At 46.8% G+C, this 21,834-nt stretch carries 20 protein-coding genes; 2 read left to right on the forward strand and 18 right to left on the reverse strand.

The window, feature by feature from the left end; all coding sequences use genetic code 11:
* The 3 genes from EBR25_08690 to recJ form a co-directional block, all read right to left on the reverse strand.
* Positions 1-832: hypothetical protein (locus EBR25_08690; GenBank protein ID NBW41066.1), on the reverse strand; the 832-nt coding region annotated here is incomplete at its 3' end.
* Complete coding sequence (locus tag EBR25_08695) at positions 832-1,665, reverse strand: hypothetical protein (protein ID NBW41067.1); 834 nt, start codon at positions 1,663-1,665, stop codon at positions 832-834. The genes EBR25_08690 and EBR25_08695, both read right to left, overlap by 1 nt.
* Before the next feature lie 7 nt (positions 1,666-1,672).
* Positions 1,673-3,415 (reverse strand): single-stranded-DNA-specific exonuclease RecJ, encoded by a 1,743-nt coding sequence (gene recJ, locus EBR25_08700; protein NBW41068.1) that lies wholly within the window; start codon positions 3,413-3,415, stop codon positions 1,673-1,675.
* 203 nt (positions 3,416-3,618) lie between these two features.
* Here recJ and EBR25_08705 point away from each other — a divergent pair, with 203 nt between their 5' ends.
* The gene (locus EBR25_08705; GenBank protein ID NBW41069.1) at positions 3,619-5,196 is read left to right on the forward strand and encodes a hypothetical protein; all 1,578 of its coding nucleotides are present in this window, start codon (positions 3,619-3,621) and stop codon (positions 5,194-5,196) included.
* Between the two features lie 110 nt (positions 5,197-5,306).
* Here EBR25_08705 and EBR25_08710 read toward each other — a convergent pair whose 3' ends face one another.
* The 6 genes from EBR25_08710 to EBR25_08735 all read right to left on the reverse strand — a co-directional run bounded on the left by EBR25_08710 (position 5,307) and on the right by EBR25_08735 (position 12,155).
* The gene (locus tag EBR25_08710) at positions 5,307-6,368 is read right to left on the reverse strand and encodes a hypothetical protein (protein ID NBW41070.1); all 1,062 of its coding nucleotides are present in this window, start codon (positions 6,366-6,368) and stop codon (positions 5,307-5,309) included.
* 284 nt (positions 6,369-6,652) lie between these two features.
* Positions 6,653-7,132, reverse strand: a complete 480-nt coding sequence (locus tag EBR25_08715) for an NUDIX domain-containing protein (GenBank protein NBW41071.1) — start codon at positions 7,130-7,132, stop codon at positions 6,653-6,655.
* Between the two features lie 226 nt (positions 7,133-7,358).
* Positions 7,359-7,736: a hypothetical protein gene (locus EBR25_08720; GenBank protein ID NBW41072.1), complete on the reverse strand. Its 378-nt coding sequence runs from the start codon at positions 7,734-7,736 to the stop codon at positions 7,359-7,361.
* A gap of 215 nt (positions 7,737-7,951) precedes the next feature.
* Positions 7,952-9,736, reverse strand: coding sequence for a response regulator (locus EBR25_08725; protein NBW41073.1), 1,785 nt, complete (start codon positions 9,734-9,736; stop codon positions 7,952-7,954).
* Complete coding sequence (locus EBR25_08730) at positions 9,721-10,335, reverse strand: heme NO-binding protein (protein ID NBW41074.1); 615 nt, start codon at positions 10,333-10,335, stop codon at positions 9,721-9,723. Before EBR25_08730 ends, EBR25_08725 begins: the two co-directional genes overlap by 16 nt.
* A gap of 191 nt (positions 10,336-10,526) precedes the next feature.
* Positions 10,527-12,155, reverse strand: a complete 1,629-nt coding sequence (locus tag EBR25_08735) for a hypothetical protein (protein ID NBW41075.1) — start codon at positions 12,153-12,155, stop codon at positions 10,527-10,529.
* On the opposite strand from EBR25_08735, the gene EBR25_08740 reads away from it, so the two are divergent.
* Complete coding sequence (locus EBR25_08740) at positions 12,149-12,334, forward strand: hypothetical protein (GenBank protein NBW41076.1); 186 nt, start codon at positions 12,149-12,151, stop codon at positions 12,332-12,334. The genes EBR25_08735 and EBR25_08740 overlap by 7 nt on opposite strands.
* Before the next feature lie 138 nt (positions 12,335-12,472).
* On the opposite strand, the gene EBR25_08745 is transcribed toward EBR25_08740, so the two are convergent.
* The 9 genes from EBR25_08745 to EBR25_08785 form a co-directional block, all read right to left on the reverse strand.
* Positions 12,473-12,886, reverse strand: coding sequence for a F0F1 ATP synthase subunit epsilon (locus tag EBR25_08745; GenBank protein ID NBW41077.1), 414 nt, complete (start codon positions 12,884-12,886; stop codon positions 12,473-12,475).
* A 20-nt stretch (positions 12,887-12,906) separates the two neighbouring features.
* Positions 12,907-14,361, reverse strand: a complete 1,455-nt coding sequence (atpD, locus tag EBR25_08750; protein NBW41078.1) for a F0F1 ATP synthase subunit beta — start codon at positions 14,359-14,361, stop codon at positions 12,907-12,909.
* A gap of 54 nt (positions 14,362-14,415) precedes the next feature.
* On the reverse strand, positions 14,416-15,324 hold the full coding sequence (gene atpG / locus EBR25_08755; GenBank protein ID NBW41079.1) for an ATP synthase F1 subunit gamma: 909 nt from the start codon (positions 15,322-15,324) through the stop codon (positions 14,416-14,418).
* Positions 15,325-15,416: 92 nt separating this feature from the next.
* Positions 15,417-17,027 carry a F0F1 ATP synthase subunit alpha gene (locus EBR25_08760; GenBank protein NBW41080.1) on the reverse strand — a complete coding sequence of 537 codons (1,611 nt, stop codon included), beginning with the start codon at positions 17,025-17,027 and terminating at the stop codon, positions 15,417-15,419.
* A 69-nt stretch (positions 17,028-17,096) separates the two neighbouring features.
* The gene (gene atpH, locus EBR25_08765) at positions 17,097-17,657 is read right to left on the reverse strand and encodes an ATP synthase F1 subunit delta (protein ID NBW41081.1); all 561 of its coding nucleotides are present in this window, start codon (positions 17,655-17,657) and stop codon (positions 17,097-17,099) included.
* Positions 17,658-17,668: 11 nt separating this feature from the next.
* Entirely contained in the window at positions 17,669-18,703 is a 1,035-nt protein-coding gene (locus tag EBR25_08770; protein NBW41082.1) for a hypothetical protein, read from the reverse strand.
* Between the two features lie 22 nt (positions 18,704-18,725).
* A complete protein-coding gene (locus tag EBR25_08775) occupies positions 18,726-19,397 on the reverse strand; it encodes a hypothetical protein (GenBank protein ID NBW41083.1) in 672 nt (223 codons plus the stop codon).
* 170 nt (positions 19,398-19,567) lie between these two features.
* Positions 19,568-20,665: a ParB/RepB/Spo0J family partition protein gene (locus EBR25_08780; GenBank protein NBW41084.1), complete on the reverse strand. Its 1,098-nt coding sequence runs from the start codon at positions 20,663-20,665 to the stop codon at positions 19,568-19,570.
* Positions 20,666-20,834: 169 nt separating this feature from the next.
* Positions 20,835-21,695 carry a ParA family protein gene (locus EBR25_08785; GenBank protein NBW41085.1) on the reverse strand — a complete coding sequence of 287 codons (861 nt, stop codon included), beginning with the start codon at positions 21,693-21,695 and terminating at the stop codon, positions 20,835-20,837.
* Between the last annotated feature and the right edge of the window lie 139 nt (positions 21,696-21,834).

Raw genomic sequence — 21,834 nt, forward strand, 5'->3', positions numbered from 1 at the left:
GACCTGCTACCGGATTTTTGGAGAGAAAGTTCATAATTTTTAAGGCGGAAGAACTCTCCTCAGCGTTAGGAGGCTGCGGAGAGGCAATTTTTGTCTCTACAGAACTTGCCCGAGGCATTGAGGCATCTGATGGCGCCTGTTTGCCTCGCATCTTTTCAAGAAAACTTGTCAGCATAACTCTTGCTTGCTCATCGGAAGCAAGCGCTAAAGCCTCCTCACCAGCCTTATTCATCTCTTCTGTTCGTCCCTGCTCCGCAAAGGCAAACGCAAGAAATGCCCGCGGTTGAAATGCATTGGGATTTCTTTCGATGACTTCCCGTAGAATCTTTTCTGCCTCTTGAGCCCTGCCAGTAAAGGTAAGACTGCTGGCATAACGAGAACGAATGAAATCATCGTCAGGCTTTTCTTGAAGATATTGTTCGTAAAATTCAGTCGCCTTGGTAAAGGCTTGCATTTCAAATGAAATATCAGCCATCAAAAGAAGGGCTTGGGAATCTTTGGCGTTTAAATTTAAGACCTCTCGTAGAGCTCCGATTGCTTCTAGAGATGCCTCTTGCCGAGATATCACATTTTTCGAAGCTTTTCTTAAGAGCTCCTCTGCAAGACTCATCCAAACAATTCGCTCTTTGGGTCGAACGCGAGTAGCTTGACGTAGTCGCTCTAAGTCTGGATCTTGATATGTCATCTCAGCGGCATGTTGCTCTGGAGAAAAACTGCCAGACGGTGGATTACCGAGCATTGATTCGTGACTGGTAATGATTACTCCAAAAGTCACAACCGACACGATACCGACCAACAGTATGTGCTTTCCTCTGATACTCCGACTTCCCATCAATCAACTCCTTGTTCGCTTTCTGGCGGACTGTGCCACATCTCCATATCAGCCGCACTTGACTCACTATCATACTGAATATATTGAGCAAGCTGAGCTTGCGTTAAGATGCTCTGCATCCTTTGCATAAGAATTCTACGGTGCAGCTGTGCTTCACGAAGCATGAACTGCATCCGGTCACGCATCGGCAATGAGCTTACGCTTTTCCGCTCTTCTCGTAATTGACTTTGAATATCAGTGAGTGCATCCAATACTTCTAGTTCTTGATCTTCATTTAAGCCAAGCTTTTTTGAAAAATAGAACGCATCGCGCTCCACTTCTTCTATCTCAGAGCGAGAAAATGCTTTCCGCTTTTCCTCTCTGATAAAGTTGGCTCGCTGTTCACCTAAAATCGATTCAAGTGAAGCATACGGTTCGTCTGACAACTGTGCAGCTCGATACATTTCAAATAGAGAATCCTTTTCTGCATCATTAAGAGTTAGCAATCTACTAATAGCAGCCGTTTGCATCTCTGCTGTTTGAATAGCTCGCTCCCGCTCTTCATCAATGGGTTCAACGTATTGCTCCTCAATGTTACGAGCATCGCCAACAAATTCTGATACATTCACTGCCGAATGAGAGATTGGAGCTTCGGCAATCGTATCATTCTCTAATTTGTTTTCCTCATTGAGGGCTCGATTTTCTCGATGTAAGCGCGCGTTCTGCGCCATGAGACGCTCAATACGGATATGTAGCTCAGCGTTCGTTCCTTGAATTACGCGATACCGCGCCTCTAGCCACCAAGTTAATCCAGCGATAAAGAAGATAACAGCGATACGTTCAATAGTTCTCATACTCTTTCTACTTGCTCGTCGACTCTTCGACTGCTTGGAGATTCATTTGGAGTTCCGTTTGTCCAAAAAATGTATTCAGATCGGCTTTACCGACAACATCAACCCGATTTCCAACGCGAAGCGCAGAGTGCTCCGGGGTTCTCCACATCATTCCAGAAATAGCATTATTTCCATCACCAAGCGTAACCTTCAGATGTGATTCCTTTAAAACCTTTACCGCACGAACCTCCAGTCCCCGCACTAAAAGCTGAGGTCCTGGATTTCCGACTCCGAGTGGCTCAAACCGTTTTAATTCACGCACGATTGCCGGGGTAATCTCAGCAAGTTGTGCCTCCGTATCGGCTTCAACACTCGGCTCTTTCTCAATCCCCTCAAGCATCTCTGCACACTTCTGATCAAAGGCATTCGCAAACTCTTCTTCTGCGTCAACCTGCAGTGAAAATCCACCCGCGCCCTCATGTCCTCCAAATTGAACGAGATACGAGGAAAGCGAGGAAAGAAGCTCAATCACGCTCACTCCACGGATTCCGCGAACTGAGCCCTTGAAGTGTCCTTGGTCAAAACCCATTACGGCAGAGGGTCGATAAAACTGCTCGACTAAGCGCTGAGCTACAATTCCGATTACTCCGGTATGAAACTCTTTATCCCATACGACTAGCCCATTACCGGTGGTGCTTCTCTCAGAGAGCTGCCGCAGCGCTTTTTGCTTCACCCGCTCCTCTGTTGCCTGTCTCTCCTGATTCAATCGATTAAGTCGCTTTGCGAGTTTCTCAGCCTTTCCCGAGTTGCTCGTTGTAAGTAGTTCAATCACTAGCTCTCCACTTACCATTCGTCCGGCCGCATTCAATCTTGGGCCAATTCCGAATGATACATGCGAGCACGATACAGAGCCGCTTCCTACTCCGCATACGTTCTTTAAAGCGATAAGCCCAGGTCGCTTTGTACCCTCCAGGCTCTCAAGTCCTCGTCGAGCAATAATTCGATTTGCACCACGAAGCGGGACCATATCGCAGATGGTTCCAAGACAAGCGAGATCAAGAAACTCTTTCGGGTGCAACTCCGCTTTTCCTTCTAACGCCTTGCTTAGTCCAAGAATGAGGTACCACGCTAAGCCAGCTGCGGCTAAGGTCCCTTCCGCAAATCCACACCCAGCCTGCTGTGGATTCACAAAGACATCGGCTGGTGGCAGAGTTTGAACGTGATGGTGATCAACAACGAGTGTTGTTAGCCCGAGCTCTTTTGCTAACAAAAGCTCCTTTTCATTTGTTGTTCCAAAATCAATCGTCAGTAGGCACTTGTGGCCACTCGCCGATGCTTCTCGAATAATTCGTGGATTAAGGCCATATCCCTCCGTAAATCGATTCGGGACATATACCTGAGATTTAATGCCTGCCTTCCGAAAGAAATCATGAACAAGAGCACCACCAGAGAGTCCATCCACATCAAAGTCACATGCGATAGCAATACTCTCTTTCTTCGCTTTTATGTCACAGATCTTCTCCACAGCCCGATCGAGATTCAACAAGCTTGATGGATCCGGGAGACCACTCCGAAGAGTTGGAACGAGATAATTTTTCAAACTATCATCCGGGATAAATCCACGCGCCGAGAGAATTCGGCTTGTTAAGGGACTCAGGGAAAATGTGTAGGCGATCTCGCTTGCGATTGCCTCATTTTGGGCCCGAATTTTAACTCTCTTTTGAGGCTTTTGAAGGGTTGCAATACTCACTGCTGACAAAACTCCATTCACTTGAGATTGCTAGCATACTATAGAGTTGCCTTAAGATTGAAGGATTGTATCTGGTTTTTCTTTATTATTTTCAAGATGTTGTCATTTTCTGCGAACCAAACCTCGGGCCTCAGAAATTTTTGCTTACCGTCATCGTTCTCGTATCCTATCTACACAGTACGTAACAGCAAAATCTCTCAGAAAACGAACAGAAGTCGCCATTTATGAACCCGTCATCGAACATTCCGCACTCAGTCTCGCACGCTGAAGAGACTCAAGGCAGTCTTTTGGAAACTCCACTCCCTAGGGTCCCTCAATCTCCAGCAGAGAACTGCCATCCGTTGATGAATCTTCCAGTTTCTAGCATGTATGATAGAGACCGTCTCAACTCACTTCAAAAACAACTCAATGGAGAACCGATAGAAGCAACTTTTATAGACCTTGCCTGTGTTAATATTGCTAACTCTTGTGGTCTGGAAAAAGATGTTGATGAACTTATATCTAAAACTCGAAAGCTTCTAGAGGAAGCCTATGAAGGCTCTCCTTGGCTTGCAAATGCCCCTGGATTTGATGAGATATTCATTGTCAGCCGTGCTGACCAAGGGAAAAACTATAAGACGTTTGAACGTGCCTGGAATAAAGCCCGTGAAGAGCACTTTCCAAGCCACGACAAGCGAGTCCAAGCAGCCGAGCATACAGCACTCCTTCGCGAAGATATGTATCTGTTGCAACGAGAGTATAGCCAAGAGAGTCAAGAAACTGGAAAGCCATATTCAGTGCGTGGATTCTCTACATACCTAGAATCAAAATTCGATATAAAGCCCTCAGATAAAAAAGTTGAAGGTCCACTATCTCGCCTAAAAAGGGCAGGAACCTTAGCACTTCAAGTCTCTCAACAACGCCGAGCAGACGAGCTAAAGTTGATTCAATCGCTCAGCAACAAATTTCGACGAGTACTCTCTCTTGCAAGCGGTCATGTAACAACAGATAGTCCGCTAACTCCACACTCGATTAGAGCCCTAGCAAATCATGCCGAGCAACGCTCTACAGAGATCAAAAAGGGAATAGCTCCAGCTGAAGAGAGAACACCGCATGCTACGTGGCATGATCGGCGCGAAAATCATAGAGAGACAGAGAGTGCAACCACGGAAGAAGTGAATCAGACCGTAAATATCCTAGACAAATATAAAGAGATCCTTTCCAAACTAGGAACACAGAAGAACAACGCGGATCAATTAACCCGCGACCTTAACACGATTGTCTATAGTGATAGAGAACTTGGAGAAGGTGTCATTCGATATGAGGTGGGCAAAGACTGCTCCATTCAAACGTTTATCGACAGAATGATTCAAGAAAATGAATCATTCTCTTTGATTGAAATCGATCTGACAGCCGGTGGCGCATTTACCAAAGCATTTGGTTTTTCGCAGTTTGGAAACCTCTTTAGAAAAATCGCGGATGTTATTAAAGAAAAAACCGATGCGGAACTTCTCATTCGATATGGCGGAGGAAAGCTGTACGTGCTTACCTCTAGACCCTCGTATGAGCTTGGAGTGAATTCTTTAGCAGAGGCAATTGATGAGCAGGGAAGAATAGCTCTTACTTCTGATACGACGCGTGCAACAACAGCAAGGATAGACTACGGAATACGGACTGCTCTCCAGGAGGAACTATCTAATCTACTTCCTGAACAAGCGAATATATCTGCAACAACCTCCGACTTTCTTTCTTCTCGGATACGAATACATCTGTACTCATACTCCGCAACAGACACTCTCGAAGATATCGTAAACCTCTTCTAGAATGGCTTCTCCCTACGTCTGCATTGTAGGCGCTTAACAAGCTCAGGGTACGCCCCCGCTAAATGGATAGTGACTGGAACATTTACCTCAACACGTATGCTTATATTGTTTCAATTATTAGCGTCAAATATCAGATCAAGGAACGAAGAAATCATATTGAGGGAGGGCTGCTTGCCATCTCGCATAGAAGCAGCAAGTGACTCCAGAAGCTTCGCTTGGTGTCCTCTGTCTTGTCTCGCTCGAACAATATCTTTTGATACGGTAAACCAACTCTCACCGAGTGCTCTAATGGCTCGTTGATTCATATCTTGTTTATTTTTTGCATTATTCTCTCGAATTTCGGGATACCACTCAAACTCATGCTTACGATAAAAATCGAGGGCCCCTGAAATATAAGAATGACTAAAGTCGATAAATGCAACTTGAGAATCATCGAACACGTGATCATCGGTTCGTATTAGAATATTCGTTGGATTTACATCCCAGACACAGACCCCACTCTCGTTCATCTGTCTTACGGCTCGAATCATTCCATCGAGGGCAGGGCGTAGTACTCTGAAATCAGCAAGTCCTTCTTGAATCTCTATTGCAAGCTCATCAAAAGACTTCCCTTCGATATACTCCATTACGCAGAGAGTAATTCTATCCTCCGTTGCATCAAAGCTTTCTAAAACTGATGCCGAGAGAAGAATGGGAATATAGGAACAATTGCGCTCATCTAGTCGACTATGTACTGCTAGCTCCGTAAGAGCTGCATACTGTTGCGAAGCCGCTTCTCTGATCTCTTCACATGTGTCTTCTGAACTTTCTATATAATTTCTTATCTTTCGAAAAGGTCTGCTTAATTTTGCCGCAACAGGAGTTACGATATCAGTCTCGAGATTCTCGAGTTGAGCTTTAAGAACGACACCATCATGTCCAGCACCGATCACCGATTCCAAATGGAGAATAGCTTTTTCCTGCCGAAGAGGTATTGACTTCATTAGCAGATGTGACGACCGCTCTACAAAGTCAGCAGTGCTTTCCCCTTGATCGCGTACTTGTTGATACGCCCTCATTCCTTCAAAAATATCTTGAAATAAGGGAGCAGACTGCACCCTAAAATCAATCTCTGGTAAGAGCTGATCTAGGATTTCTCCTATGCTCTGCGGTTCTTGATTCAAATGCTCCATACTGCTTTGCCCTTATCGTCGTGTGCTCGATGAAAAGTTCGCAAATGAGCAATAACTCTACTGCGAAGCTTCATTCAACACGGCCTCAGGTACTAGTCTTATCAATAGGCATCACTAGTCAAATTTCTGCTGCATGCCTACTCCTCTAAGAGAGCATTCCATGCAAACATATCTGATATTTCGGTAGCTTACTCAGATAGATCGGCTTTTTTCTCTATCGTTCATAATGAGTTGTATATTCAGTAAGCGTATTGCGCGAAACGGTCGAGTTGAAAGAGAAGAGGCTATTCTCCCTTGCTGCTGTCTTTTGTCTTTAAATATTTTTGTAGTTCTTCCAACGGATGTTTGTAGCCACTGCGTCGTATCTCGGCCACTGTATTCATCGCATCTTCTGGCTCTATCCACTGCCATTGATGAAACTCTTGTTCGGATGTATGGAGATCGATGTCTGAATCTTCACCGAGGAACTCAACTAACCAGAATGTTTGGCTTTGACCAGAAAATTCGCTCTCCCCATACCAACGACTCTGATCCCATTCGTATGAATATGTTGAATTTAGCCGGTGAATTATTCTCAGGTTCTCTGCCCCGATGCCAAGCTCTTCACGCAATTCACGAATCACTGCTTCTTCCGGAGAATCTCCCGCTTCAACCCCTCCTTGTGGGAATTGCCAGTGATTGAACTCGTCAACTCTCTCACCTAAAAAGAGCTTTCCTTCTCTATTGAGGAGTAGAATACATACATTTGGTCGTAATTGAGACATGTGCTCCAGTTTTCGTCTTTAGTCCTTCGTTCAGTTTTTATTATAAAGAATCGTGCCGAGTTCCCATACTTAAAAAACACCTATTCGATGAACGGAATGAAAGTAGGAACCAACATGGCTCAGCATAGACTTATTCTCTCTCTAAACCCTGCTGAACTTTTGGGCGACAGCATTTGAAGTGTTCTTATGCTATCTCTCCTGGACTACGCGGGAGATGTCAGTGGAATCAGATGGCTATTTTGTTTATTATCTGCTGAAGATGCATTTCCGCCTTTCTGATTGCATCAAGGAGGGCTGGGTCTGTTAGCGATGAAAAATCGTGGCTTTCCTCAATAAGTCGTCCTCGCTGTCTGAATTGAATCGTTTTATACTCTTCTGAATGAATCCATAGCTGGAGGTCGCTGGGGAAAATGTGGTGCCGATAGACCAGCCAGATGACGCCTGTAGAGTCAACATACTCCACAGGGTTAGGGGGTGCTGTTATAGCCGAAGACACCCGCTCTTTCATGGGGCACAAAAATCGAAGTTTTACGAGCAACCACTCAATATCCGACTGCTGCTTTTCGCTAATCTTCCAGCCTGTGCTTATTTTTTTGGATCCCATATGAGAGTCTCTCGGTCTCAGGGCAAGAAAGCAGTGGCACTCAATCCATTCTTATTCTAAAAGCCCTTCTTACCCTAAAAGCTCCTCCTCTGCCCTCCTACAGAGCCTCCGAAGGCTGGCACGAGTGTATATTGGGAGCAGCACATAGTATTACGCATACACGAAAAAACTTTTCCGTTTTTATGTTCACTATGTTTTCATTTGATATCTGAGAGTCAGACGCCCATAAGAGAGCTCTTCTCTATTGGGCTGCCGCTATTTTGTTCCTTACCTGGCTTTCTTTGCTCTGGTACGGACTCCTTGAGCAATAGTCTTAATTCTTGAATGAGCGTAATCGCTGAGAACGGCTTTCGTAAAAGGCGGCTATATCGCGGCAGTGTTCCTTTGTTTAATGACAGACCCTTTGTATCCCCAGTAATAAAAAGGGTAGGGAGAATAGAGCTTCCATTTGATATCTGACGGGCCATCTCTATGCCATTCATTTTTGGCATAACAATATCAGTCACAACGATATCAACTTTCTTTTTATGAACACTCAATGCTCTTAATGCAGCAATAGGACAGCTATGCGCAATAACCTCGAACGAGGCATTCGATAACATTTGAACAAGGATACCACGAACAAGGGGATCATCCTCAACGAGCAGTACTCGAATGGGAGCAGCACCATCTTCTGTTAACAGGTTATCGATAAGTGAGGAAGAGTGCTCTTCTTTAGGCTGAACACGAGGGAGAAAAACACGAAGGGTTGTACCCTCATTGATCTTGGACTCTACTTCAATCATTCCACCACACTGACCTACAAGACTATGAACCATAGAAAGTCCAAGACCAGTCCCTTTACCAACTTCTTTTGTAGTGAAAAATGGTTCAAATACTTTTGATAGGACATCATCCTCCATTCCCATTCCCGAATCTTGAATTCCTATCTCCACAAAACTATCGAGAGCTAGGCCAGAGGCTACTATTTGCTCAGGAGACTTAATCCATACTCTAATCTCACCGCCTTCAGGCATTGCATCCATGGCATTAATGACAACATTCATGATTATTTGCTGTAGCGCGTTCTTATCCATCCAACAAAAAAAATCATGCTTTGATGCCGCAAGAGAAAGCCTGATATTGTTTCTGAGAAGTGGTCGTAGAAGAAAAGTCAGTTCCCGAATTTCCTTACTGAGATTCATTGACACCGAGTTAAGGTTCGTCTGGCGAGAAAATGTCAGCAACTGCTCAATAAGAGCTGCGGCTCTATCGGCTCCCTGCTGAATACATTGGATGGACCGTGCGGCAGAGCTTCCGCCCTCTACTGCATTCAGAGCAAGTCCAGCATAACCATTAATTGCAAAGAGAAGATTATTAAAATCATGAGCAATACCACCAGCAAGTCGTCCAAGTGCCTCCATTTTTTGACTCTGACGGAGTTGTGCTTCAAGTGCTAATTGTTCTTTGATTTTCTCCTTTAATATCTCTTCCCTCGATTTAAGCTCTTCATTTGAAGTGTGTAATTTCCCAGACAAATCACGCATTTCTTTTAAATTTGTACGCTCTGTTTCAAGGAGTAACAGCAGATCTGCCATCGGGTGATGCAGAGGTAAATCATTGAGGCTCATTCCTGATGTTTCCAGGTCATTGACGCTACTTATCCACGGTTCTCCGATAAATAGCAGTGAATCTGAATTTCGTGCTGAGTCGGGGAAAAAGAAACTTCCCCGTACGAGAAATGGAACAGGCTGATTCAGCTCTAATATAAAGAGATTTTCTCTCTGCGCGACCAACTCCTCAAAAACCATGGGCAATACGGGCCGCTTCAATTTAAAAACGTCACCAAGAGCGCTGCCCACTGAAAGCAAGGAGGTAACTTTTTTCCATCCATCCCCTACATAGTGCACTTGGAGCTCAGAATCGATCTGAAAAGCAAAAGGGAAAAGTTTCTGAAAATTATTATGACTTAAAATCGGCAAAGGACTATCTCTCTCTTCACTTATTACTTTGCGACACATCCTTGCGTACACGCATCAATCTTGGTGTTTGGTCTGGATTGTTCGGTTGAGGCTTCTTTCCAAGAGAGGGAAAACAAATCATGGCTGGTTCCATTCTCAACTATGTGCTCGTGTTGCACAGAAAGAGAGATGTCAAAACGATTTGCTAGGCCCTGAAATAGTCCTTCAACTAAAGGACTTAGTCCTTCTCGATTAGAGAAATACCGCACCTTAAGACTCGTTGGTTGACGATCCGTTACAAGAAAACTCGGAGGATCAAGGTGAGGAAATAAGAGCTTTACGCGCGCATGTAGTTGATCAAGATTCGCCACAAATTCAGAGAACGTTTCCCCCGAAGTCTCCATCAGATCTTTATAACCCTCTGCTCCGGTAAACATGGTCCAGAATATTCCGAACTCATTAAGGACTTGCTCAGCAGGAAGTTCGAGCACATCGGAAGCAGCCCCTACGAGGTCGTAGGTAATGGAGTCTGGATACTGCTCCATCGAAAGAAATGGCTCAACAGTCAATCCAGCGCGAGTACGAATATCATCCCACACCTCGTGACCAAACTTCTCTGTGATAAGTCCTTGAATCGCTTTGTTTATGAGCCCATACATGATCCCAACTTAAGGGAAAAATCCTTATTATCAATGAAAAAATAGCAAAGTTGCTCTGATCACATATAACAATATGAACTTCCTACATATTTTGGCAGCCACGCTGACCTCTACTTTAATGCAATAAAAGTAGTTTCTCTATCCTGTAACATTCATACCGTTCGAAATTACTCTTGAATATGGTTGAGCTCTCAGGTGGGAAGAACAATAATCCTTTTTACCTGCCTCACATCAACAGAACCTGTACACAACGCTTCACGCACTGACTCATCAAGACCTTGGAAGAATCTGCGGCCGGAAATCATACTCTCACCTATACCACCGGCGATAAATCTCTCTCGTAATTCAGATGTCAAATAGAGGCTCTCTTCAATTAACGTTCTTCCTGAATATCCACTGTGATCGCAAGCCGCACATCCCACTGCCTGGTAAACGGGAGCTCTCATGATATCCGAAGCCCGAAGATCGATTACTCGACATTTCTTGCATAGGCTTGGAACTAATTGTTGACAGATTACCAATTGCATCACCTCAGCGACAAGCTGCCTATCTTCACTGAGCCGGGCAAGTCGCTCTAGGGCATCAATAGCCCGGCTACTATGAATAGAGGTAATGAGAAAGTGCCCACTTGCCGCCGCTTCCAAGGCGGCTTTCGCGCTTGGAGTGTCTCGAATTTCTCCAATAAAGAGAGCATCCGGATCCTGCCGTAAGATGTGCCGGATTCCATTTGCATAGGTAATCGTACTCAGTCGCGAGAGATCGGTCTGTGATATACCCATGATATCTCGCTCTACTGGATCCTCTAGTGAGACAATTGAGCGCGACTGTTTCTGCAAATAATTGAGCATACTGTAGGCACTCGTGCTCTTACCGCTCCCTGTTGGTCCTGACAACAGTATTGCGCCCCTATCCCGTTCAAGCACTGATTCGAGGAAGTTTCTGGTTTTGGCACTAAGACCGAGCTCTGAAATGGGCGGAACGTCATTCATTTGAGGCAACCGAAAGTGAAGCTTTGCTCCTGCTACGGTTGGAAAGATGTGAAAGCGAATCTCTCGCTGAGAAGAGGGAAGGGGAATTGAAAAAACACCGTCTAATGGCTCTTGTACTTGCCCCACGGAGGAGAGTCCGCCAAGGACCCGAGTCCGCTTCACCACCTGTTCATGAATATCTGAAGAATACCCTTCGATAGCTATCCGCTTCAATATTCCATTAATGCGCAATGTGCACCGACACACTCCGTCTACCAGAGGCTCTATCGCAAGATCAGATGCTTCCCGGGAGATAGCATGCTCGAGCATCCGTGCCACAAGAATTGGAATTGAGGGGCTACGAGTATCGTCAGCTTGTATTAAGGACTGAGCAAGGTTGTTATCCTGCTCATCGACACTCGATTTAGCTGCTGCTTGCACCTTTAGGGCAGATGTAATCTCTTCAACTGAAGAAACATCACTACGATAGGCAAGAAACGTTGCCTCGGACAACTCTACGTCGCCACTCGTAATAAAGTTGACATCACACCCTGTCAAAAATCGAATCGCCTTTTCGATTTCACAAATATGGGTAGCCCTTCCAGCTACCGTTAATACTTGACGGTTGCCACATCTGACGACTGCAAGAGGCAATATGTTCCATCGAACGGCATCATGATATGGCACGAGCTCTCTCGCCTCTTGCATACTACACAGCGCTAATTCTTTTGGGCTTCTTATTGCGATGTTCCCGGAATGAGGCGATGTCTCAACTTCCTGAATTTGAGGATTTACGGGGGAATTCGCTAAAAAATTGTTTTTTGCACGAAAAGGAAGGATGTCACTTGTCATATAGTTTTTCCGACTGGCTGCTGAATAACACTGCGCGTATCTCTCTGATAATCGAAAGAGGATCGAAATTTGTTGTCACCTTTGTGAACGCAGGAAAGGGGGAGCTATTTTTCGAAGAAGAACGATTAAAAACTGCAAAAGACGGGGGCCAAGAGCCATGGGAAGAACATAGCGCTTAAGGCGGCAGATTCAGTCAGGAGATAATTGCTCGTGATAAATACAGCAAGGGCACTCACTTAGTCCGTGAGTGCCTGTCTCTATGAAAGACATCCCTGATAAGTAAAAAAGGAGTTATCAAAGGGTAACGAAATAGTGAGCTAGTTACTAACAAGCTCATCAATAGCCATAATACGATCAAGAGCAGATCGTGCTCGTGCCCATTCAGCGGAGTCTATCCTCTCTGTCTCAATTAATTTCTGTAGGCTTGCTCTCTCACTGCTATACCCATCAATGTCCACCGAATCTGACGTATCAACGCTATCAGCCAGAACAAGAAGGGTATCTCCTTCAAATTGGATGAAACCATTTGCGACAACAATTCGGCGCGGACTCGTATCAGAAGAGATCCCAAGATACTCCATCACTCCCGTGCCGAGCACGGCAGTATAGCTCGTATGCCTGGGTAAAATTCCAACCTCACCATCTGCTGATGGGATCGTTACCTCTTGAACCTGCTCTTCAAGAAACGTACCCCGTGGAGTACAGATCTTCAGGGTATATTGAGTACTCATATGCTAGGAATCCTCTCTTGTTACGCGGCCTTCTTCTTTATGGATGAAGCCATCTTATCTGCCTTTTCCCTTGCTTCCTCAATAGTTCCCACATAGAGGAATGCCTGCTCTGGAAGATCGTCATGAAGACCATCAACAATCTCTTTGAAACTTCGAATGGTGTCTTCAAGCTTTACGTAGATTCCTGGAGTTCCAGTAAATTGTTCAGCTACAAAAAACGGTTGCGACAAGAAACGCTCAATTTTTCTTGCACGCGCAACTGTCAGCTTATCCTCTTCAGAAAGTTCATCAATTCCAAGAATCGCTATGATATCTTGTAAATCTTTGTATCGCTGAAGAGTCATCTGTACTTTTCGCGCTACCGCATAGTGCTCCTCACCAACAACTCCTGGTTCAAGGATAGTTGATGTTGAACCCAGCGGATCAACAGCCGGATAGATACCCTTTTCAGCGATACCCCTTGAGAGGATCGTTTGCGCATCGAGGTGTGCAAAGGTTGTTGCTGGTGCTGGATCGGTCAAGTCGTCTGCAGGGACATATACCGCCTGCACTGAAGTAATAGAACCTTTCTTCGTCGACGTAATACGCTCTTGCAGTTCACCCATATCAGTTGAAAGGGTTGGCTGATATCCAACAGCACTTGGCATACGTCCAAGTAACGAAGAAACCTCAGAGCCTGCCTGCAAGAATCGAAAGATGTTGTCTACGAAAAGAAGTACATCTCGACCCTCTTCATCACGGAAGTACTCCGCGGCAGTAAGGGCTGAGAGACCAACTCGGAAGCGAGCTCCAGGGGGCTCGTTCATCTGCCCGTAAACCAGACATGCCTTATCGAGAACTCCAGAGTCCTTCATCTCATGCCAGAGGTCGTTCCCTTCTCGTGTTCGCTCTCCAACTCCGCCGAAACATGAATATCCTCCATGCGCCTTTGCGAGGTTATTAATGAGCTCCATAATAACGACGGTTTTTCCGACTCCTGCTCCTCCGAAGAGACCGATCTTTCCTCCTTTGAGATATGGACAGAGAAGATCGATTACCTTAATTCCCGTCTCAAAGATTTCTTTCGAGGTCGATTGATCTTCGTATGAAGGCGCTTCGCGGTGAATTGGCCAACGTGTCTCAGTTTCGATTGGGCCCATCTCATCCACTGGCCTACCAATGACATCGATAATACGTCCCAAGGTCTTTTCACCTACTGGTATCGATATTGGAGCACCGGTATCAATTACTTCTTGTCCACGCACCAGACCTTCAGTGCTGTCCATCGCGATACATCGGAGACGGTTATCTCCAAGATGTTGAGCAACTTCGAACGTAAGGTTATTTTCTTTATCATCAATCGCTGGATTGGTGGTTACAAGCGCATCGTAAATGGAAGGTATTCCCCCTTCTTTTGGAAACTCAACGTCGATAACCGCTCCAAGAATCTGTACAATTATTCCTTTTCGGCCTGTGCCACTATGTGATTCGTTCATTCATTCACTCCTAAAGGTCTTTTATGTCCTCTTAAAAATTTTACATTCTCGCTTCTACTCGTTTAGAGCTTCCGCGCCTCCAATAATATCAAGTAATTCAGAAGTTATAGCTCCCTGCCGCAGTTTATTATGGGTCAACGTCAGTGAGCGTCCGAGTTCTCCAGCGTTCTTCGTGGCAGCATCCATCGCTACCATCCGACTCCCATGTTCGCTGGCCTTCGTATCGAGAGCTGCTTGCTGCACTCGCGTTCGCAGAATTCGTGGAACAAGGGATTGAAAAACTTCGGAAGCAGATGGCTCAAACAGAATAACGCCTTGTATTTCCTGTTCGGTGGCATTCTCATTTGCATCAACCGCCGTCATCGGCAACAACTGCTCAAGCGTTGGGGTTTGAGACATTGCTGATTTAAATCGCATAAAGAGTATGTACACTCTATCGACCTCATTTGAGAGGAATGCGTCCTCAAGATCCTCGCATACCTGGTCAATTGGCCACTCGAACGCACTTTCAGGGAGCTCTTCAATAATTTTCGTTGATGCAATCCCCTTACGGACGACATGCTCACGAGGCTTTTTCCCCAATACATACGTATCGATATCAGCCCCTGGATAGTCACGACCAAGATCCTTGAGGGCCTTATCAATCTGCTTATTCACGTTTGCATTAAAAGCGCCACAAAGCCCACGACCTGCTCCAACGACCACAAGCCGAACTCGGCGAACTTCTGAGCGCTCCTCCATTAATGGATGAGAGAGCTCGTCCATCGTCGTTACTGAGAGAATTTGTGAGACAAGATGATTGAGAGAATCGGTATATTCCCGCGCTGAATTCACTGCATCCTGTGCCTTACGAAGCTTGGCTGCCGAGACAAGCTTCATTGCATAGGTAATCTTTTTTGTATTCTGAACGGAACGAATCCGTCTCTTAATATCTTTTAGACTTGCCACACTCTCTCCGTACATTCACTCCTTGCTTGGACCCGACAAGCTGCCGAATCTCAAAGCCACGAGCTTGAATCCTCTTCCGTGACGTTCTCTCCGTTGGGCTCCCCGGATCACACCGCCGCTGCAGCGCCGTTATCCGGCTGATACTTTCCCACGGCAGATTCTCCTCCTGATTCGTTGAGGCTACCATGGTCGCTTGAACCACTTAGACTTCCCGCCTTAAACTCTTTCACGAACTCACTAAAGACTTCATCGAGCTGAGTTGTCACTTCATCATCTAACGCTTTTTTCTCCTTCAGCGTGTTCAACAACTGAGAATGACTGGAACGAAGATGTTGATGTAAGGCTTTTTCAAAGGAACGAATCTGGCTTACCTCGAGATCATCAACATGACCCATATTGACAGCCAGAATGGAAATCACCTGATCAATCACGTTCATCGGCTCGTATTGATCTTGTTTCAGGATCTCAACTAGACGCTCTCCACGAGCAAGCTGTGCTTGCGTTGCTGCATCAAGGTCTGAACCGAACTGAGCAAAGGCTTGCATCTCACGGTATTGGGCGAGGTCGAGGCGCAATGTTCCAGCAACTTTTTTCATCGCCTTGATTTGAGCAGCTCCTCCAACTCGAGAAACGGAGATTCCCACGTTCACCGCAGGTCGAACACCAGAGTTAAAAAGGTCTGTCTCAAGGAATATCTGACCATCAGTAATCGAAATAACGTTCGTCGGGATATATGCCGATACATCACCTTCTTGCGTTTCGATAACGGGTAGGGCTGTCAGTGAGCCTCCTCCAAGATCATCACTCAACTTTGCTGCTCGCTCGAGCAATCGGGAGTGAAGATAGAAAACATCTCCTGGGTATGCTTCACGCCCAGGAGGTCTTCGAAGAAGGAGAGACATTGCTCGGTATGCCACGGCATGCTTTGAAAGGTCGTCGTAAACGATCAATGCGTGTTGCCCCTTGTCCATGAAGTACTCACCAATTGCACATCCAGTGTACGGTGCAAGAAACGAGAGTGGCGCCGGCTCAGAGGCAGTTGCAGCGACAACGATGGTGTGCTTAAGCGCATCGTGCTCGCGCAGCTTCTCGACCACTTGGACTACCGAGGAACGCTTCTGTCCAATTGCCACATAAATACAAACAACACCGGTGTCTTTCTGATTGATGATGGTATCAAGGGCGATGGCGGTTTTTCCCGTCTTCTTATCGCCGATAATAAGCTCCCGTTGACCTCTTCCAATGGGAGTCATCGAATCGATTGACTTAATCCCCGTCTGGAGTGGCTCATGTACGGACTTTCTCTGAACAATACCTGGTGCCTTTATCTCAATCCGTCGAGTCTCTTTACAATCAGCATCACCAAGGCCGTCGATAGGATTTCCAAGCGCATCAACAACTCTGCCTAAGAGGGCTTCTCCAACAGGAACGCTTGCAATCTCCTGCGTTCGCTTCACCGTTGATCCTTCTTCAACCTTTCGAGTTTCGCCCATAAGAACCACACCAACGCGGTCCTCTTCGAGGTTAAGTACAATCCCTTGCACTCCGCCATCGAGCTCAACCAGCTCTCCCATTGAGGCAGAACGAAGCCCATGCACAAAGGCAACTCCGTCTGAAACAGAGATGACAGTCCCCGTCTCAGCAACATCCTGAGTAGGGGTAAAGCTCTGTATACGCTCTTTTAAAATCCGACTAATTTCTTCCGCACTTACACTCATTTTGTTTCTCACTCCTATCGGTAAAAACTTTCTCTCTTTCGGGAACTCACCCGTCTCTTAAAATCTTCCTCAACCAAGCAACGCACTGCGCGCTGTCTGAATTGCACCATATACAGAACCATCAAGTTCTCGGTCTCCACACCGCACCACTACTCCTCCGATCAGAGAGGCATCGACCTCCCACTTTATTTGAGAAAGTCCTGTTGATGCGCTTCGGACTGTCTTCTCAATACGGGACTGCTCATCAGAATCCAGCTCCTGTGCTGAGATAATAGTAATATCGAGTTCTTGTCGAAGTTGTCTGAGGAGCGCAGAGAACGACTTTGCAATCTCACTCACCCCAGCAAGCCTTGAATTCTCGTCAATCACAACAAGAAAGCGAGCAAAATTGTCCGCCGGCTCAACCCCTGCATCTTGAGCGACTCGCTCGCCAATTTCAAGAAGCGCCGTTCGCTTTTCAGATGCCAACACCGCTGGATTCAATAAGATTTCACGAACAGAAGCAGCTTCTGACCATACCGAACAAAAGCTTTCAAGCGCTTTCTCCACGTTGTCTAACTGTTCCAGCTCGAACGACTCAAAAAGGGCTCGCGCGTATTTTGCAGCTATCTTTTCGTCTATACTTTTCACTACCTCATCTCCTACTGAATCAACTGGTCGACGCTTGAGAGCGTCGCATCGCGCAACCTGCGGTCACTCGCTGCATCGAGACGTTCGCGCGCAATCTGTTCGGCTCGCTCAACTACTCGATTCGCGAGCTCCTCACGAATACGAACCTCTACGTTCAGACGCTCTGCCCGCGCTGCCTCTTGAGCCCTCACTTTAATTGCCTCAGCCCGTTGGCGCGCTTCGCTGAGTAACCGCTTGGACTCCTCTTCACTCTCAGTTGATATTCTCGCCTCAAGAGCTGCAATCTCGTCAGCTAGTCCTGCGGTACGCTCTCTTGCTTGCTCCAGACGCTCTTGAGCCACCCGAGCTGCTTCCTTTCCTGCATTCACCGCATTTTCTATGGTTTCAGACCGACCTGACCAGAAAGACAAAAAAGGTCTGCGCAGGATAAAGCCCATGAATCCGACGAAAAGCAGAAAGTTTACCCAGTAACTAAAGGTATCCGCTATTGATGGGACATGACCGGCACCTCCTCCGGCAAGAGCTAGCTCGGGAAAGCTCGCACTTACAAGCGACAGTCCAACAACGAGCAAGAGCGACTGAGCAGCAACTCCCTGCCCGGAAAGCAGCTTCCCTACGAGACTCTCAGCAAGCGGCTCTACATCAGCCTCAAGCTCGGAGCGAAGGCGATCTTCTAGGGCAGATAACTCCTGTCTCTCTCGGACCACGAGCTGCTTGGCGCTCGCCTCTGCCTCAGCAACGATACTCGAGCTCTCTTTTGATACTGCTGCCAACTTTCCTAACTTCGATGCCACAGCCGTTTGGCGAGCGTGTAGCAATCCATCCTCGTACTCTTGCTCTATTCGCAATGCATCTTCTTCTAACTGGGATGCCCCCTGCTTGGCGCCTTCAGTAACCGACTCTCGGGCTTCAATGAGGCGGAGCAGAGGAGTGAACAATGTCGCACTCGCTACTTTGTAATAAGCCCAAAACACCGCTATGCCGACAAGAATCATCTTGCCGTCATCAAGGGTAAGATCGAACGTTCCTAGAATGTTTTCTATCACAATTTTTCCCTTCTGCTAGAAATTAACTCTCTTGTGTTGAGCCACCCTTCCCAAGATCAGCCCCCGCAAGTTCCGACTGCCCACTACCAATTGGCTTTACAACTTTTCCTTCCTCACCAGACTCGCTTAAAGAACGGTCTTTTGGTGAGCGATTAAGCATCCGACACGTACCCTCGAACACGGCTCCGTCTTCAACGTGAAGGGCGCCACACGCAACATCCCCAAGAATTCTTCCCGTTCGATAAAGCTGAAGTTTTGCTGTTGCCGTGACATTACCGTGAACAACCCCTCGTACGACAACATCTACGCCATCTATGTTGGCATCTACAACGGCAGACTCTCCAATCTCAAGCCGTTGCTCAGCGCGCACTTCGCCTTCAAGCTTTCCACCGAGAACTGCTGGTCCGTGAAACACGATATTTCCAACCACCTGAGAACCAGCACCAAGAAACGCGTTTTGCACGGGAGTATTCCCGCTGAAAGAATGCGGAGTATTCCCGCTGACAACTGGCTTCTCCGCAGAACGCTTGTGAGAGGCACCGCGACCAGAGACACCGCGATCAGATGCACTGCGATCAGATGCACTGCGATCAGATGCACCGCGATCAGAGGCTCCACCATGAGCGACATCTTGGTTTGAACTTGCACTCAAACTCTTCTTGTCCTTCTGTAAATGTGACCGCGAGAAAGCCATAATTAAAAAGTCTCTTAAGTGCCTTTTTCAGCTCGGTGAAAACGGACTACACGCTAACCGCTTATGGCAACAAATGCAACGATTCGAGGTATTAGACACCCCTTGATGCGCAAGAAGAACGGACGAAAACGGGTTCGAGATGCGTTACAGCGCCGGAGTGGGGCCAGTGACTATTGCGATGGAAAACAAATTTGCTCCACAAGACGCTCAAATTCCTCAAAGGAAGAAAACTCCACAACGAGCTTTCCATCCCCTTTTGAACCTTCCCGAACAGTGACCCGTGAAGCGAGCTTACGCTGCAACTCCTCAATAAGCTCTTGATATTTCTTGGCTTTTCTTGCGCTAGGCTTGCCTTTCAGCATCCCAGAAGCACCCCCCTTGAGAGATACTTTTCGAGTAACGATTCTCTCAAGCTCACGAACACTCAACCCTTCTTCAACAACTTTTGCAGCAAGTGCCACCTGAAGTTTTGGTTCTTTAACTGTCAAAATAGCCTTGGCATGCCCAACGGAGATCACTCCCTGATCAACCTGCTTTTGAACCGATTCCGGAAGTCGGAGGATTCGTACCATATTGGCGATTGAGGCTCGTTCCTTTCCTACCTTTTCTGCAACCTCTGCTTGGGTCAACTGAAACCGACTGATGAGCTCTTGGTAACCTCGAGCCTCCTCTAAAGGGGTCAGATTTGCACGCTGCACGTTTTCTATAAGTGATATTTCTAAGCAGTCGCGATCATCAATATCTCTAATAATTACAGGAACATGTGATAGTTTTGCCCGATTTGCGGAGCGCCATCGTCGCTCTCCAGCAACGATTTGTAACTCCTCGCCAGATCCCTCAGGCCTCGGTCGGACGAGGATTGGCTGAAGCACCCCATGATTTTTTATGGAGCTTACGAGCTCCTGAACCTCCGCCTCCTCAAAGTGCTTTCTTGGTTGGTCAGGATTTGGGAACACGGTCTTTATCGGAACAAACCGCACAGCGGGACCACCAGCATCAGAGCGTCCCGCATCTCCCTGTTGGCGAGCAGCCAGGTTTACAACTTGTCCCGAAGCATGCCCCCTTTTTCGGGAGTCAGCGCTTGCCGCTTCATCTGCAGCGTGCCCCGCATTACTCGATCTCCGTTGCTCAGCAGCCGGCGGTTCGCTTTTTAACGTACGGTTGTCTAAAGCGCGGGACGCGTCGTCTCCAACCGGAACTGGTCGAGCAGAGATAAGAGCTCCAAGCCCCCGACCAAGTCCGCGCTTTTTCTTTGAGCTTCCAGTCATACAATCTTCCTTGCTTATCCTTTCGGAACAATCCCGATATCTTTTTCATTTGAACACATCTCTTGTTCCACGTGGAACATTCCCTCTAAGGCGAGCCCTCTTGAGGAGAAGAGAATGTATATCTCTGGAAAACCTTAAAATCTAACCGTCAGTCGCCGCAGGGGTTTGCTTAGCGGTTAGCCACCTGCCTTCCCGACAGGCTACTCCCCAAAGAACCCGATTCCGAGGCATGCGACTCTGAGGCATGCGACTCTGAGGCATGATCGCCAAGAACCCTTACCACCACCTCTTTTGCGAGACTCTCGTATCCCTTGGCGCCAACACCCTCTGGCTCATACATCGAGATGGGCAAACCGTGACTCGGGCACTCAGAGAGACGCACAGTGCGCGGAATGAGAGTCTTAAATGTTAATTCACCGAAATGTTCTGTAACTTCATCCAGCACCTGTTTTGAGAGGTTGGTTCTCCCATCATACATCGTAACGAATACGCCTAAGATGCTCAGCTCTGGATTGAATGTTTCCTGCACGAAGGAAATGGTCTCGAGCAGCGCAGAGAGCCCTTCCAGCGCATAATACTCAGCCTGCATCGGTATCATCACTTGCCCCGCAGCCCCCATAGCATTCAGACTTAAGAGGCCAGATGAAGGCGGGCAATCTATCAGGATAAAATCGTACTCCTCGTGCAGAAGTTGTATCTGACTCTTTAAGATAAGCTCTCGACCAGGCGTCTTCCCAAGCTCAATCTCAACCCCCACGAGATCGCGCGACGAGGGGGCCACACTCAGCAGGGGAACAACGGTAGGACGAACAATCTGCTGAAGGGTGACCCGCCCAAAGAACATATCAAAGAGGTCTTTTCCCTCTTCAATCTCTTCTACTCCAAGTCCGCTCGTAGCGTTTCCCTGTGGATCAAAGTCTATGAGAAGAACCTTATATCCGAACCCAGCAAGGTAACTGGAAAGGTTCACAGCAGTGGTTGTTTTACCAACCCCACCTTTTTGATTGGTTATGGCGATGATTGCACTCATGACCCGAGTTACTACCACTTCCTTTAACCGATTCAAAGTAAAAGGAGACGGAAGACAAGATTTTTTTGTTCCACGTGGAACATCCTCAAAGAGGTGATGATAGAAGTGAGTAAATTCATGAGTGTTCCACGTGGAACAC

This window comes from bacterium (genome assembly GCA_009926305.1).
Classification (GTDB): Bacteria; Bdellovibrionota_C; UBA2361; order UBA2361; family RFPC01; genus RFPC01.

Coding starts and splice junctions, on each gene's coding strand:
- EBR25_08695 (NBW41067.1), bottom strand. CDS start 1,665: ATGAGAACTATTGAACGTATCGCTGTTATCTTCTTTATCGCTGGATTA.
- EBR25_08705 (NBW41069.1), top strand. CDS start 3,619: ATGAACCCGTCATCGAACATTCCGCACTCAGTCTCGCACGCTGAAGAG.
- EBR25_08710 (NBW41070.1), bottom strand. CDS start 6,368: ATGGAGCATTTGAATCAAGAACCGCAGAGCATAGGAGAAATCCTAGAT.
- EBR25_08715 (NBW41071.1), bottom strand. CDS start 7,132: ATGTCTCAATTACGACCAAATGTATGTATTCTACTCCTCAATAGAGAA.
- EBR25_08720 (NBW41072.1), bottom strand. CDS start 7,736: ATGGGATCCAAAAAAATAAGCACAGGCTGGAAGATTAGCGAAAAGCAG.
- EBR25_08725 (NBW41073.1), bottom strand. CDS start 9,736: ATGTGTCGCAAAGTAATAAGTGAAGAGAGAGATAGTCCTTTGCCGATT.
- EBR25_08730 (NBW41074.1), bottom strand. CDS start 10,335: ATGTATGGGCTCATAAACAAAGCGATTCAAGGACTTATCACAGAGAAG.
- EBR25_08735 (NBW41075.1), bottom strand. CDS start 12,155: ATGACAAGTGACATCCTTCCTTTTCGTGCAAAAAACAATTTTTTAGCG.
- EBR25_08745 (NBW41077.1), bottom strand. CDS start 12,886: ATGAGTACTCAATATACCCTGAAGATCTGTACTCCACGGGGTACGTTT.
- atpD (NBW41078.1), bottom strand. CDS start 14,361: ATGAACGAATCACATAGTGGCACAGGCCGAAAAGGAATAATTGTACAG.
- atpG (NBW41079.1), bottom strand. CDS start 15,324: ATGTACGGAGAGAGTGTGGCAAGTCTAAAAGATATTAAGAGACGGATT.
- EBR25_08760 (NBW41080.1), bottom strand. CDS start 17,027: ATGAGTGTAAGTGCGGAAGAAATTAGTCGGATTTTAAAAGAGCGTATA.
- EBR25_08775 (NBW41083.1), bottom strand. CDS start 19,397: ATGGCTTTCTCGCGGTCACATTTACAGAAGGACAAGAAGAGTTTGAGT.
- EBR25_08780 (NBW41084.1), bottom strand. CDS start 20,665: ATGACTGGAAGCTCAAAGAAAAAGCGCGGACTTGGTCGGGGGCTTGGA.
- EBR25_08785 (NBW41085.1), bottom strand. CDS start 21,695: ATGAGTGCAATCATCGCCATAACCAATCAAAAAGGTGGGGTTGGTAAA.